Source organism: Mesorhizobium sp. LMG17149 (assembly GCF_024518695.1).
Classification (GTDB): domain Bacteria; phylum Pseudomonadota; class Alphaproteobacteria; order Rhizobiales; family Rhizobiaceae; genus Mesorhizobium.
On the sequence record NZ_JANIFL010000015.1, the window covers coordinates 82,129 to 96,617 of the forward strand.

Below are 14,489 nucleotides of genomic sequence, written 5' to 3' on the forward strand. Positions count from 1 at the left end.
CCCTCTTTTGTCCCTCAGCCTGTCGGTCCGGCACCGGCAAGCGTCTCACCGGTGATCATGTTGATCACCGCATCGGGACTTGTTTTATTGCGTGCGACATCGCCGGCCACGACGCCCTGGCGGATCACCACGATCCGGTCGGCGACCTGAAAAGCCTGCTGCATGATATGGGTGATGATGACGACGCCGATGCCCTGGTTCGCCACCTGGCGGATCATGTCGAGGCCGCGCCGTGTCTGTTCGACGCCGAGGGCGGCGAACGGTTCGTCGAGCAGCACCAGCTTGCCGCCCCAGTGCACGAAACGGTTGAGCTCGATGGCTTGCCGCTGGCCGCCCGAGAGATGCTCGACATTGGCCCGCAGCGAGGGAATGCGGGTGCCGGCATTGGCCAGCGCCTTTCCAACGACGGCTTCCATGGCGTGCTCGTCGAGTACGGGAATGCCGAGAAACTTGCGTGTGATCTCACGGCCCATGAAGAAATTGGCGACCACGTCGACATTGGTGCACAGCGAGAGATCCTGGTAGACGGTCTCGATGCCGGCCGCCTTGGCCTCGGCCGGTGATTTGGCAAGGAATTCCTTGCCCTCGAACAGGATGCGGCCCGAGGTCGGCTCCAGTCCGCCCGATATGATCTTCACCAGTGTCGATTTGCCGGCGCCGTTGTCGCCCAGCAGCGCCACGACCTCGCCCTTGCCGATCGAGAAGCTGATCCCCTTGAGCGCTTCGATCGCGCCATAGTTCTTGGTGACGTTGTCGAGCACCAGCAGGGGTTCACTCATGCCGCAATCTCCCTGCCTTTGAGAAGGTCGCGCTCGCGTTCGCGTTCGGCCGCGAACATCTGCCCGAAGCGAGGTGACAGCACCCCGGAAACCGCAAGGGCGGCGGCGCCGCGCAGCACGGAATGCTGTCCGCCGCGCGCAACCACAACCCTGGGAGTCGTGCGGTCCTTGCGGGCCGAGACGGAGTTGTGCAGGCCTCCGGCCGAACCAGCCAGCATTTCGAGCAGGTCGGTGGACGCCAGCCCGCCGAGGATGACCGTCTCCGGGTCGAACAGGTTCTCGATGACGGCAACGGCGTTGTGAAAGATCGGTGCGACTTCGGCGACCCAATCCGCCTCGCTGCCGTTCCAGCGCCGGAGCGCCTCGAGCGACAGGTATCTTTCGAGACAGCCGCTGTTGCCGCACGGGCAGGCCTCGCCGCCGGGAATGACGGGAATGTGTCCGATCTCGCCGGCATTTCCCCAGGCGCCGCGCAAGGCGCTGCCGTCATGAACCATGACGCCGCCAAGGCCGACGCCGAAATAGAGATAGTAGTATTCGGAAAACTGGGCGCCGAGGCCGTAGAGGCGCTCGCCCATGGCGGCCGCGGCCATATCGGTTTCAAAGAAGGCCGGCAATCCGGTGGAGGCCGCCAGCCGTTCGCGCAGCGCCACATCCTTCCAGCCGGTCATGGTGGTTGGCCCCACGAAACTCATGGACTCCACGTCGAATGGGCCGGGCAGGGCCATGCCGACGCCCAGCACCCGTCCGCCAGCCCGCAGTCTGGTCAATTCCACCACCATCGCCCCGATCAGCTCGAAGGCGTGGTCCGGCGCCGCGTTCGGCGCCTCGCGGTAGATGCTCTCGATCACGTCGCCGCTCAGATTGATCAAGGCGGCGCTGATACCAAGCGGAGTGATGTGGATGCCGACGGCATAGCCGCCATCGGGGTTGATCCGCAGCGTCGCCGGCGGCAGGCCGCGCCCCTTCGGCTCTTCGCGCAGCGACAGGATGTAGTCCTGATCTTCCAGTTCGCGAACGATGGTCGATACCGTCTGGACGGTGAGGCCGACGCGCCGGGCGATCTCGCCGCGGGCGATCGGTCCATGAAGGCGGATGGACTCAAGCACGATGCGCCGATTGTACGGCCGCCCGAACTCCTGATTGGTCCCCCGCAGTGTCATGCCTTGCGCCCCTTAGGAGAGCGCAGCTTTGCATTGCTTATTTATTCAGTCAAATGGAATTCAAAAATAATCACGACGAAGTTTTCCAGGGGAAGGCCGTGGAGGGCCTATTCGGTTCAGGACCTGCCCACGCGTCGTCCTGGCCGATTGCCGCCGCGGCGAAACCCCTTCAATGGTGAGCGAACCCCGCGACCGTTGATCCGACAAAGCATGGAGCAAAGATGATCGAATTGCCGTTTGCCCGCGACGAGTACCAACAGCGGCTTCGCAAGATCCGCACCGAGATGGCGAAGCGCGGTCTCGAACTCCTTGTCGTCAACGACGTTGCCAACCAGCATTACATCACCGGCTATGATGGCTGGTCGTTCTACACGCCGCAGGTGGTGCTGGTCCCGATCGAGGAGGTCGAGCCGGTCTGGATCGGGCGCGCCATGGATGCGGCCGGCGGTCTTCTGACAGCCTGGATGAAACCGGAAAACGTGATCGGCTTTCCGGAAGATCATGTCCAGCGCGTCGATCGCCATCCCATGGACTGGATCGCGAACTGGATCGTCGCCAGGGGCTGGGGTGTCAGACATATCGGCATCGAACTCGAAGCCTATTATTTCTCCCCCAAGGCGCACGCCCGGCTTGTCGCGGGACTTCCCAATGCTAAATGGCATGATGCCGACCTGCTGGTGAACTGGATCCGCGCGGTCAAATCGGCGCCCGAGATCGCCTATTTGCGCAAGGCGTCCACCTTGGCCGAAGCGGCCGTCACGCGGGCCTTCGAGGTGATCGCACCGGGTGTTCGCGAGTGCGATGCCATCGCCGCCATCCAGGCGGCGCAGATCGCAGGCAGCCCGGATTTTGCCGGCGACATCACCGCTCTTCCACCGACAATCCTCGGTGGCGAGAATGCCTCGGCGCCGCACATCATGTGGAGCGACAGGCGGTTCGGAGACAACGAGACGATTGCGCTGGAACTTGCCGGCGTTTGCCGCCGCTATGCCGCAGGCCTCGCCAGGACCATGCAGCTTGGCAAGACGCCGACAAATGTTTCGGACACGGCAAAAGCGGTGATCGAGGGCATGGATGCGGTGCTCGACGCGGTCAAACCGGGAACATCAGCCGAAGCCGTCGAAGCCGCCTGGCGCAAGGTCATCCAGCGCTACGGACTGAAGAAGGAATCGCGCATCGGCTACTCCATCGGCGTCGCCTATCCGCCGGACTGGGGCGAGCATACGATCAGCCTCAGGCCGGGCGACAAGACCGTGCTTGAACCGGGCAATGTCGTTCATTCCATCCTCGGCATGTGGATGGATGGCTGGGGCATCGAGATCAGCGAGACCATCCTGGTCACCGAAACCGGCCATGAGACCCTGACGAAGTTCCCGCGAGAGATCCATGTCAAATCCTGAGGGTTCGGCCACGGCGGGTGGTGTTGCGAAAACCGTGACGACCGATATCGACGCCGGAATTCTCGATCGGATGATCGAGGTCCGCCGCCACCTGCACCGCAATCCCGAGCTTTCGAACCAGGAGGCCGGCACGCAGCGCTATCTCAGGCAGATGCTGGTGGATCAGGGAATTGCCGACATTCGCGACGTCGCCGGCTTTGGCCTTGCCGTCGATATTGTCGGCACCGGCAAGCCGTCAAATCGAAAGGTCGCCATTCGCGCCGACATCGATGCCTTGCCGATCGAGGAGGAGTCCGGCGTCGATTATGCATCGACGAAACCAGGCGTGATGCATGCCTGCGGTCACGACGCCCATGCATCGATGGCTTTCGCGGTGGCCGCGCATCTTCACCGGTCGCGGGACAGTTTTGGCGGCACCGTTCGCCTGATCTTCCAACCGGCGGAGGAGGACGAACCGTCGGGCGGCAAGCGGGTGGTGGAAGAGGGGCTTCTCGACGACATCGACGCCGCCATCTGCGTCCATGTCGATCCCTACACGCCGTCCGGCAAGATCGCCGTCGGCTCCGGTCCATACACTCTGGCCTGTGACACGTTCGATGTGGTCGTCATCGGCTCGGCCGCGCACGCGGCAAAACCGCATGAAGGTGTCGATGCGTTGGCCGTGGCCTGCTCACTGGTGAGCGAATTGCAGAAGATCGTTTCGCGCGAGATCGACCCGTACGATCCGCTGGTGATTTCCGTGACGGCCATCAATGGCGGCAACGCCTATAATGTCACCGCCGGCAAGGTCACGTTGAAAGGCACCATCCGCAGCGGCAGCGATGCAACCCGCGAGCGGGCCTGGCGCCGCGTCCGTACGATAGCCGAGGGAATAGGGACGAGCCACGGCGCGCGTGTCGAGGTCGACATCCACAAGGGCGAACCTGGTGTCGTCAACGATGTCGAGATGACTGAGCTGATTGCCGCCAGCGCCAAGGCCTGCATCGGTGCCGACAACGTCCTCAGCACGCCCGGATGGACGATCGCGGACGACTTTGGCTACTACAGCGAGAAACGTCCTTCGGTCTATTTTCGGCTGGGAATCCGAAACGAGGAGATCGGATCGGTCTTTCCGCTCCATCACGCCCGGTTTCGTGTCGACGAGGCCGCGTTGAAGGTCGGTGCGACCACCCTGGTTGCGGCAGCGACGGCGTTTCTGTCGATGGAAGCGCCTTAGTCAGCCATCATGATGGTCATCGGCGCATGGGGCAGGAGCCCAGGATCGCTTACAGGTACTGAGCGACCTTCTTGCCGACCGTGAGGAAGCGCAAGGGATCGATCGCTTCGCCATTGTGGCGGACTTCGTAGTGCAGATGCGGGCCGGTCGAGCGGCCGCTGCTGCCGGTCTTGCCGATGACGGCGCCGGCGTCCAGTTTCTCGCCGACGGTGACGTCGATTTCGCTGAGATGCCCGTAACGTGTCGCAAAACCATTGCCGTGGTCGACTTCCACCATGCGGCCATAGCCGCCGTTCCAGCCGGCCTTGGTGACGGTGCCGGGTGCGGTGACCTTGGCGGCCATGCCGATCGGGGCTCTGAAATCCATGCCGGAATGCAGTGCCGCGGTGCCGAGGATCGGGTCGGTGCGCACGCCGAACGGGCTGGTGACGGAGTGGCCCGGTGCGGGGTTGGTCAGCGGCAGCTGGCGCGCTTCCTTCTTGAGATGGTCGAGGGCGTCAAGCGCTTCGTCCAACTCCTTGACCTTGCTGTCGAACATCATCGAACTGTCGAGCGGGATCAGCGGTCCGCCGACATCGCTGTCGCCCTTGCCAAAGTCGCTGTCGACGGGCAGGCCGGCCGCCTCGAGCGCCTGGGTAATGGCATCGGCGCTCTTGTAGGCATTGTCGGCAAGCGTGCTGATGCGGGTCAACTGGTCGCTCTCGATGGATTTCAGCGACTGGTTGATCGAGACGAAGAGCTTGTCGGCACGATCGGCGGCTGAATCGTTGGGCAGCGGATCGGAGCGGGTCGACCACAGCGAGAACGGCCTTGTGTCGCCGGCGCCGGGATCGGCGCTCAGGCTGGCGACCGCATAGTTCCGCGCGGGCTCCTTGATGCTGCCGGTCACTTCGGCGCGTTTGTCCGGCTTCGCAACCGCTGCCGGATCTTCGGCCGGCGCTGCGCCGACTTCGCTCTCGGCGCGTTCGAGCAGCGGGCCAAGGCGGCCGTGACGCTGGCTCAGCTGGCTCTGCCGTTCAAGCAGTTCGCTGACCTTGGTTTCCATCAGCTGCTGGTCGAGCAACTGCCGGCTGGTGATGCGGTCGACCTGGGCGCGAAGCGCCGAAATGCGATCTTCATAGGCTTGCTGCATGCGCGCCTGGCGCGCCGTGGTGGCGCCTATCAGATCGTCGCGCAGCACCAGATAGGAGGTGGCCATGAGGTAGCCGACGGCAATGGCGGCGAGCGCCGAGCCGATAAAGGCCGCCAGCCACGGTCGGATCGTGAAATGCCTGATCTCGTTGCCCCGGGCGATGATGACCGTATGGGGCTCCTTACGCCTGCCGAAGACTGCGGACTGACCGGTTGCGTTCACGGGACCAAGCTTTCGTTTACGACACCACGACAGCTTGACTACACATTATTAAGGTTAACAAAGGCTTGCAGCGCCGGCTTGCCCGCAGCGAACGCCCGCCAGGCGTGCGTATGGTTGTAAGGGAAACCGGGCCAACCTCGCCGGCAAAACCTCAAAGCGCGCGAACGGCCTCGAGCACCTCTTCCGCATGGCCCTTGACGCGGACCTTGCGCCAAATCCTGGCGATCCGCCCGTCGCGGCCGATCAGGAACGTCGCGCGCTCGACGCCCATATACTTGCGGCCATACATCGATTTCTCGACCCACAGATGGTAGGCTTCGATCACCTTGCGCTCCTCGTCGGCGGCGAGGTCGATGGTGAGATTGTATTTCGACTTGAACTTGTCGTGCTTCTTGACGGGGTCGGGCGACAGGCCGATCACCACGGCGCCGGCCTTCTCGAAGTCCGGCTTCAGCTGCGAGAAGCTGATCGCCTCCTGTGTGCAGCTTGTTGTGTCGTCCTGCGGATAGAAATAGAGCACGATGGGCTTGCCGGACGATGCGGCAAGGCTGACTGATCCGCCGCCGTCCCGCGGCAGGTCGAATTGCGGCGCGAGATCGCCTACGTCGAGGTCAGCCATACCGATGCCCTTGTTTGAGGTTACGCGCGAAGCCACACCGATATAGTGTCGGACGGGGATTCGTCCACGATCGAGTTCGTACAACGGAAAATTGCGTGGATCAGGAGCGACCGCAGCACGAGAAGATCCGGTTCAGGCGTGATGAGATCACCGACCTGGGGACCTTTCCGTCCGCCTGCCGTGTGCCGCCGCTCGGTCAGGCTTCGATCGGACGCGGTTTTCGCATCCTGTCGCGACTGTTCGCCGGTCTGGTCGCTTTCGTGCTGCTGGCCGCCGTGCTCGTTTATCTGGTTGGCGCCTCCGGCATCGGATCCGAGCGGCTTCGCACCGAGGCGGAAACGGCGCTCGAGAAACTGGCGGGCGTCGATGTCAATGTCGCGGTCGGGCCTGCCCGCATCACGCTCGACGGTTCGAGTTTCATCGCGCTTCAGGTCAGCGACGTCAGCTTGAAGACTTCGGACGGCAAGCCGATGGCCGATGCCGGCCGCGTGCGCTTCGGCGTGCGTCTGTTCCCGCTGCTGTGGGGAGATGTGCGGCTGACCAGCGCCAGGATCTCGGATGCCCGCATCGTCGTGGCGGCGATGCCGTCAGGCGGCGACTGGACCGCCGGCCTGCGCAATGCGGACGGCCTCATCGATCCGGAGAAGCTGTCCGCCGCGGTGTTCGGAAACATCAACCACGCACTCGATGCCGTGCGGGAGGATTCGCTGCGCCGGATCGACCTTCGCAATGTCGAATTCGTGCTGCCCGAAACCGGAGCGATCAAGCTCGTCAAGATCACCGACGCCACCGTCGTGCAGTCGGGCCCGGGCGGCATGCAGTTCTCGTCCACGGCGGACATCGACGGCAGGACGGCTACCGTTGCCGCTTCCGCCTCCCGCGATATCGCGGCGCACCGCGTCACGGCACTGGATGCGAGCGTCGATCTGGCCGATACCGGCGATATGGCGGCCGCTGCCGGCAAGCTGGGAACCGTCGCGCTGAAGCTGACGGGATCGGAAGGGTTCGGCGCGAACGCATCGCGGCTGACGGCCGCTTTGTCGTCGACGGGTTCTGTCCTCGATCTCGGCACGCGAGGACTGCTGCCGGCGGACGTCGATATCAATGCGACGCTGGTTGCGGGCAGCAACAAGATCCAGGTCGACAGATTGCTGCTGAAGACCGGCCGCTCGACATTCGATTTCGCCGGTTCGATCGGGCCGAAGCCGGCAAGCGGAGCGGTGGGTGAAGAACCCTCCTATCGCTACGACCTGACCAGCGACGGATCGTCGCTTGCGCCTTCGGAGTCGCCCGAGCCGGCGCTCACCTTCCTGGCCCGGATTGCCGGCGTCTACAACACGGTGAGCCACAAATTGGTCGCCGAGCAGATCGCGCTCCGGTCCGCCGGCTCCGGCGAGATGCTTGGCACCGCCGCCGTGGCGTTCGTCGACGGCAAAGTGCCGGGGATCAATCTGGCGTTCAACATCCACGACATGCAGGTCTCTCACGTCAAGCAGCTGTGGCCGTGGTTTTCGGCGCGCAATGCCCGGCTCTGGGTGCTGGCCAATCTGTTCGGCGGCCGTGTCGTCGACGCCAACCTTCAGTTCCAGGTGGTGCCGGGCCGCCTGGGCAACGGCGTGCCGCTTTCGGCCGATGAGGTGTTCGGCCGCTTCCAGATCGAGGGATCGCGCTTCGACACCGCCGGCCGCATTCCGCCGATACGCGACGCGGTCGGCGTCGTCGGTTTCCACGGCAACGATGTCGATATCTCGCTATCCTCGGGCACCGTCTACATGCCCAGCGGCCGCACCGTGGCGGCCAGCAACGGCACGCTGACGGTCAAGGCGGCCAACCGCCCGCCGGTCGTCGGCGCGCTCGATATCGACGTCGACGGCGAAGCGTCGGCCGTCGCCGAACTCGCATCCTACGAGCCGATCAACGCCATGCGCCATGTCGGCATCCTGCCGGAAGACCTGTCGGGCAGCGTCACCGGCCACGTCAAGGCGGATATTCCGCTGCAGTCCGGTGTCGACTCCTCGAAGCTCGATTGGCTGGTGTCGCTCGACTACAGCGGCATGTCCTTGGCCAAGCCTTTCGAGGGCCAGATCGTGACGGATGCCGACGGTTCGATCACGGTCGATCCGGAGAAGGCGGTGATCTCCGCCAAGGCATTGCTGAACGGCATTCCGGCCGAACTCGATCTGGTCGAGCCGCTCAGGGATGACGGGCCGGCGCGCAGCCGCAAGGTGGCTCTGGTGCTTGACGACAAGATCCGCGCCGCCGCCATGCCCGGCCTGAAGCCGCTGCTTGCCGGAACGGTGAAGGTGGCGATCGACAAGAACGGCGGCGGCGACCAGAACGTCTCGGCCGATCTGACCAACGCCAGGCTGGACATTCCCTGGGCCGGCTGGAGCAAGGGGGCAGGAGTTCCTGCCAATGTCACTTTCGTCATGACCAAGTCCGGCGACACCACGACGCTGTCCGATTTCGACCTTGACGGAAAGACGTTCTCCGTCGACGGCAGCATCGTGCTGGTCAATGGCGCCTTGTCGTCGGCGCGGTTCAGCAAGGTCACCTTGAACAGGGGCGACGACGTTGCCGTGTCGGTGAAGCGGTCCGGCAAGGGCTATGCGGTCGACATATCGGGCAACGCGCTCGATGCCCGCTCGCTGATCAAGCAGTTCACCTCGGACGTCGACACGGCTACCAAGACCACCGGTTCCGATGCCATTTCCGTCAGCGCCGATGTCGACCGGCTGACCGGTTTCCACGACGAGCAATTGTCCAATCTGAAGCTTGACTACAGCGCGGCCGGCTCGCGGGTAAACGGGTTGAAGGTCAGCGCCACGGCAAGTTCGGGTGCGGCCATATCGATCAGCAACACCACCGGCGCCGGCCGGCGCGCGCTCAACATGCAGTCCGCGGACGCCGGCGCCATCCTGAGATTCCTCAATATCTACGAGCATATGGAAGGCGGAACGATCACCCTGGCGCTTGCGGGGCCGAGCGACGGATCGCTGAGGGGCAAGGTCGACACCAGCAACTTTTTCGTGGTCAACGAACCGAAATTGGCCTCCATCGTCTCGACCACGCCGGCCGGCGACAACCGCAGCCTCAATCAGGCGGTCAAGGGCAAGCTCGACACGTCGCGGGTGAAGTTCGAACGCGGCTACGCCGAGATCGACAAGGGCAGCGGCTATCTGAAACTGGCCAATGGCGTGCTGCGTGGACCGCGCATCGGCACGACGTTCCAGGGCACGCTCTACGACCAGAACAACAACATGGACATGACCGGCACCTTCATGCCGGTCTATGGCCTCAATCGCATCTTCGGCGAATTGCCCATCGTTGGCGCGTTGCTCGGCAATGGCCGTGACCGTGGCCTGATCGGCGTCACCTACCGGCTCAAAGGCAATGCCAACAAGCCGCTGCTGGACATCAATCCGCTGTCGGTGATCGCGCCCGGAATATTCAGGTCGATTTTTGAGTATAGGTGAGTGGCGCGGATCATGGCCGCCGCGCGCAAAGTGTCAAATCAACCGGTCCGTCGCTTCGGCACCGCAAGGCGGCGGGGATGGTCAGTTGATTGCCTGTTGGAAGTTGCTTGAGCCGGAATTAGCCGAGTACAGGATACCGTTCTTGCCGAGCCAGTATGTGCCGCTGGCAACGTTCTCCCAGTAGAAACCCGTAGTGCCGACGCCGATGGTCGTTCCGCCGACAAACCCTTCGAAGGCGCTCGCCGATGACGAATATTGGTATTGGCCAAGATTGTTGTACACGGCGGCGTTGCCGACGCTGTCGAACCTGACATATCCGAGATCGTCGGAGCCGTTGCCGTATCTGTTGTAGTGAGGATCGTCAGCAAGGGTGATCCGGTTTCCGTTCGCCATGAAGAACGTGCATCCGGGCGTTGGCTCGACACTCTGGCATGGCACGTCGAACACAGTCTTGAACGGGGAATTGATCTCGGTGGAAACCGCCGCGCGGGCCGTCTTGGGAACGCCCGGCATCGTCATTTCAGCATATTGCATCTGGCGGTCGAGGCGGTTGATGAGGCCACCGCTTTCCTGCGAAGCGTGCGGTCCAAACTCCATCGACAGTTTCGCGCCCAGATAGGCGCCTTGCGTCATCCCGTCACGATAGCCGGCGTAGACGCTTGCCGTCATGTCGTTGTCGAAGGCATAGCCCAATCCGATCTGCGCGCCCGCGCCGAAATTGGGCGAGGTCCAGGCCGTTCCCTCGATCGAGGTCTTGCCGAACGCCTTGCTGAAATCGACCTTTGCGAACAGCCCGTCATCGCCATTGTCGATGGCACGCTCGTAGCCGATCCTGGCGCCTAATCTCAGGCTCGGGTCGAGATAGGTTTCGAAGCCGGGCGCAACCCGAACGCCGCTTGCGCCGTCGAAGCGCGTCTTCGCGAAGGGCTCGTCAATCAACATGGCGGACGGGCTGTTCCAGCCATCGACACCGAGAGAAACCGTGGTCGCCGCGCTCAGGCGCAGGTCGAGCGAGCTGGCAAGGCTCCAGGTTTCGACACTCTTGTCTGTCGTCAGGCCGAACAGCTGATCGGCATCCTCGCGGACGAATTGCCCGGTAACCTGCACGGCGAGCAGTTCGCCCAGGTTCGCCGCACCGCCAACCATCAGCCGCGCGACGCCGTTTCCCTTCTCCGCGGCCACGCCGATGGCTACCGGAACGTCGGAGAATGCAGCGACGATCCTGGCATTCAGCCGCTGCTGGTTGTCGTCTTCCGAAACCTGCCCGTTTACGACCAGGCGGACCGATTTCTGCGAGGGCTCCGGCGTTTGCTCCTGAGCGCCGGCCGGGAAGGCTCCCGCGATCCAGGCCACGGCCGCCGCCATCATCTTGCCTGTTCTCATTTTCGTCCCCAAGCCTGCGTCGGGCTTCCCCAGAGCCAACGTTGCAACGTTGGTCAGATCGCCTGTTTCGACGACTTATGCTCGGTGGACGGATTCCTCGCATCACCCATTTGGGCTATGCGGCCGCAGGAACGGCCTGAAAATCAAAGTCTTAGCTAGAGCTTGCTTCGAGGCGGCGGTGCCTGTCGCTCTAGTGGCGCAGGATCAGGGCGGCGAGCTGGCTTTGGCGACGGGTCTCGGTCTTGGCAAAGACGGACTTCAACTGCGCCCTGACCGTGTGAATGCTGACGTCGCGGCTGTCCGCATGGTCGCGCGGCGAGATGCCTTGGGCGATGGCCACGGCCAGCTCCGATTCAGCCGGTGTCAGCCCATAGCCGGGCAATGCAGCGACGGAAGGCTGCGGCGTCGGCTGGTTGCGCAGGACCAGCATTGCAATCGGAAGGTCCTCGAAAATCTGATCGAACATTGTTTGCGTGGTTCTGTGGGCGAGCGGCACGATCATCGCGCGCATCGGCGAACCGGCCGCCCGACGAACGGGGAAGCTGCCTGGAATTGCGGGAAAATCCGCTCTCGCTATCGCGGCCAGGGCAATCCGCAGGGTCGTATCGGCCCTCGGATCCTTGAGGTGCAGGTGCCCGTCGCGGTCGACGGCGAGCAAAGACGCGTCCTTGCGCATCGCCGTTCCGGCACGGTTGCAGTGGGTGATACGCCCGGCTCTGTCGATGAACAGCACAGCGTCGTCGATGTCTCAAGAGTGGCGCGATAGTCTTCTCCCTCCACCTGGTGCGGGATGTGCCGCATCAACTCGAACGAGCGGGTGATATGCGGCCCAAGCAGGTCAAACGTCCTGTTTACCCGCGCCCGCACGAGATCATGGTTGCGCAGGCGAATATTGCCCGAAAGGAAGAGCATCCTGTCCGATGAGCGATGCAGCGCAACGGCGCTCGCGGACACCAGGCTCTGGCTACGCAGACAGTCATTGTAGAACTCGGTTTTGAGAAGCTTGTCCGGGTCGTATATTTCTTCCGATTGAACAAGCTTGCCGATCGGGGCGATAGCCATTCCGTTCGCCCAGACGTTGATCGTCGCATAGTCTCGCACATAGGAATCAATAAATTCCGGCGCAGCCCCGGACGCGAGCAAGCCCAGGCTTGCTCGCGCGACGGTATCATGCGCATGCAGGCAAATGAGCGTGTCGTCCAGATGGCCTGACAGGTCCCCGACGAACGCGGACCATTTGTGCGGGTTGATGCCTGCCTCGTAGACCGTGTGGATAAGGCTGTTGAAGTCGTCGAGCGTGATCTCAGGGAAGGTCGGTGCTCCGCAAACCATAGCTGGCGGCGGGAGCGGACGCATCGCCTGGGCGTGCTCGTGCGTTATGCTTGCGTGGATTGATCTTCACAGGCGGCCCCCCGGCGCATGGACGATGCATTCAACGCAATTTATGCGCCCAAGACGGAGCCGTCAAACGCTGATCCTGACAAGCGGTTGGCTCGGTCCCACCGTGCGGATCAGGTAGGCCGTACCAGAATGTGTTTTTTCTTTCCCAGAGAAAGCTTTACGACGTTTTCCGGACTCAAATCCTGAGGAGTCACCAGGCGGCGCTCGTCGCTCACCGGCTCGTCGTTCAGGCGCACGGCACCGCCCTGCACATGCCGCCGCGCTTCGCCGTTCGACGCCGCCAGTCCGGCGGTGACCAGCAGCGACAGGATGCCGACGCCGGTTTCAAGCGCCGTTTTGTCGACCTCGACGGTCGGCAGCGACTCCGCGAGCGCGCCTTCCTCGAACGTCTTGCGCGCCGTATCGCTGGCTTGCTCGGCGGCTGCACGGCCATGCAGCAGGGCGGTGATCTCGGTGGCGAGGATCTTCTTGGCCTCATTGATCTCGGATCCGCCGAGCCGTTCGAGTCGCGCCACCTCGTCCAGCGGCAGCGTCGTGTAGAGCTTCAGGAAGCGCGCGACGTCGGCATCCTCGGTGTTGCGCCAGTACTGCCAGAATTCGTAGGGGCTCAGCATCTCCGCATCGAGCCAGACCGCGCCCGAAGCCGACTTGCCCATCTTGGCGCCCGACGAGGTGGTGAGCAGCGGCGTGGTCAGCGCATAGAGCTGCGCGTCCTCCATGCGGCGGCCGAGATCGATACCGTTGATGATGTTGCCCCATTGGTCGGAGCCGCCCATCTGCAGGCGGCAGCCGAGACGCTTGTAGAGTTCGACGAAATCATAGGCCTGCAGGATCATGTAGTTGAATTCGAGGAACGACAGCGACTGCTCGCGATCGAGCCGCAGCTTGACGGAATCGAACGCCAGCATGCGGTTGACGGAAAAGTGACGGCCGACATCGCGCAGGAAATTGACGTAGTTGATCTCCATCAGCCAGTCGGCGTTGTTGACCATGATGGCGTCGTTCGGACCGCTGCCGAATTTGAGGTAGGGCATGAAGTTGCGGCGGATGCCAGCCAGATTGTCTTCGATGTCCTGCGGGGTCAAAAGCTTGCGCGCCTCGTTCTTGAAGGACGGGTCGCCGATCATCGAGGTGCCGCCGCCCATCAGCGCGATCGGCCGGTGACCGGTCTGCTGAAGCCAGTGCAGCATCATGATCTGGATCAGCGAGCCGGCGTGCAGGCTCTTGGCGGTGGCGTCGAAGCCGATATAGGCCGTCACCGTTTCCTTGGCGAAGATAGTGTCGAGACCGGCATCATCCGAAGTCTGGTGGATGAAACCGCGCTCGCTCATCGTGCGCAGGAAATCCGATTTGAAGGCAGGCATTTTTTCTTTCCCGAAAGCGTCCGGCCAGCGTGGCTCGGGTGTGCATGAACGCGGGCGTTTAGCATCCAAGCGCGATCAGCAAAAGTGGTTTCCGGTTTTGCGACTGATCGTGCGCCAGACAAAGGTCCAGCGATCAGCAAAAGTGGTTTCCGGTTTTGCGTCCGATCGCGCGCCAGACAAAGGTCCGGCGATCAGCAAAAGTGGTTTCCGGTTTTGGTGCCCGCGCGGATGGCATTTGCGAATCCTTGCTTCGTCGTTTGGGCTGGCGTATTGAGGCGCCGCGCAGGGCAGGGCCTGAGGCGCCGCGACGGGGCCATCCCGCAGATCAGATCCG

At 63.1% G+C, this 14,489-nt stretch carries 12 protein-coding genes; 4 read left to right on the forward strand and 8 right to left on the reverse strand.

The features are described 5' to 3' along the window. Window positions 1–14: 14 nt before the first annotated feature. Both NP945_RS29165 and NP945_RS29170 read right to left on the reverse strand, forming a co-directional pair. Window positions 15–779, reverse strand: a complete 765-nt coding sequence (locus NP945_RS29165) for an ATP-binding cassette domain-containing protein (RefSeq protein ID WP_256748243.1) — start codon at window positions 777–779, stop codon at window positions 15–17. Beyond that, window positions 776–1,942 carry an ROK family transcriptional regulator gene (locus NP945_RS29170; RefSeq protein ID WP_256748244.1) on the reverse strand — a complete coding sequence of 389 codons (1,167 nt, stop codon included), beginning with the start codon at window positions 1,940–1,942 and terminating at the stop codon, window positions 776–778. Before NP945_RS29170 ends, NP945_RS29165 begins: the two co-directional genes overlap by 4 nt. 221 nt (window positions 1,943–2,163) lie before the next feature. Here NP945_RS29170 and NP945_RS29175 point away from each other — a divergent pair, with 221 nt between their 5' ends. Continuing rightward, window positions 2,164–3,342 (forward strand): M24 family metallopeptidase, encoded by a 1,179-nt coding sequence (locus NP945_RS29175; protein WP_256748245.1) that lies wholly within the window; start codon window positions 2,164–2,166, stop codon window positions 3,340–3,342. Continuing rightward, window positions 3,329–4,558, forward strand: a complete 1,230-nt coding sequence (locus tag NP945_RS29180; protein ID WP_256748246.1) for a M20 family metallopeptidase — start codon at window positions 3,329–3,331, stop codon at window positions 4,556–4,558. Before NP945_RS29175 ends, NP945_RS29180 begins: the two co-directional genes overlap by 14 nt. A 49-nt stretch (window positions 4,559–4,607) precedes the next feature. On the opposite strand, the gene NP945_RS29185 is transcribed toward NP945_RS29180, so the two are convergent. Together NP945_RS29185 and NP945_RS29190 are read right to left on the reverse strand one after the other, a co-directional pair. After that, a complete protein-coding gene (locus NP945_RS29185; protein ID WP_127268135.1) occupies window positions 4,608–5,912 on the reverse strand; it encodes a M23 family metallopeptidase in 1,305 nt (434 codons plus the stop codon). A 151-nt stretch (window positions 5,913–6,063) separates the two neighbouring features. Beyond that, window positions 6,064–6,531: a peroxiredoxin gene (locus NP945_RS29190; protein WP_127258257.1), complete on the reverse strand. Its 468-nt coding sequence runs from the start codon at window positions 6,529–6,531 to the stop codon at window positions 6,064–6,066. A gap of 95 nt (window positions 6,532–6,626) precedes the next feature. Between NP945_RS29190 and NP945_RS29195 the strand changes: the two genes are divergently transcribed. Continuing rightward, on the forward strand, window positions 6,627–10,007 hold the full coding sequence (locus NP945_RS29195) for a DUF3971 domain-containing protein (RefSeq protein WP_256748247.1): 3,381 nt from the start codon (window positions 6,627–6,629) through the stop codon (window positions 10,005–10,007). A gap of 81 nt (window positions 10,008–10,088) precedes the next feature. Here NP945_RS29195 and NP945_RS29200 read toward each other — a convergent pair whose 3' ends face one another. From NP945_RS29200 to tyrS, 4 genes are all read right to left on the reverse strand, one after another. Then, window positions 10,089–11,390, reverse strand: coding sequence for a hypothetical protein (locus tag NP945_RS29200; protein ID WP_256748248.1), 1,302 nt, complete (start codon window positions 11,388–11,390; stop codon window positions 10,089–10,091). A 190-nt stretch (window positions 11,391–11,580) separates the two neighbouring features. Beyond that, window positions 11,581–11,901: a helix-turn-helix transcriptional regulator gene (locus NP945_RS29205; protein ID WP_256748249.1), complete on the reverse strand. Its 321-nt coding sequence runs from the start codon at window positions 11,899–11,901 to the stop codon at window positions 11,581–11,583. 62 nt (window positions 11,902–11,963) lie between these two features. Continuing rightward, window positions 11,964–12,746, reverse strand: coding sequence for a hypothetical protein (locus NP945_RS29210; RefSeq protein ID WP_256748250.1), 783 nt, complete (start codon window positions 12,744–12,746; stop codon window positions 11,964–11,966). Window positions 12,747–12,901: 155 nt separating this feature from the next. Further along, window positions 12,902–14,155 carry a tyrosine--tRNA ligase gene (gene tyrS, locus NP945_RS29215; protein ID WP_256748251.1) on the reverse strand — a complete coding sequence of 418 codons (1,254 nt, stop codon included), beginning with the start codon at window positions 14,153–14,155 and terminating at the stop codon, window positions 12,902–12,904. Between tyrS and NP945_RS29220 the strand changes: the two genes are divergently transcribed. Then, window positions 14,142–14,429 carry a hypothetical protein gene (locus tag NP945_RS29220; RefSeq protein WP_256748252.1) on the forward strand — a complete coding sequence of 96 codons (288 nt, stop codon included), beginning with the start codon at window positions 14,142–14,144 and terminating at the stop codon, window positions 14,427–14,429. The two genes, tyrS and NP945_RS29220, sit on opposite strands and share 14 nt — an antisense overlap. The last annotated feature ends 60 nt before the right edge of the window (window positions 14,430–14,489 follow it).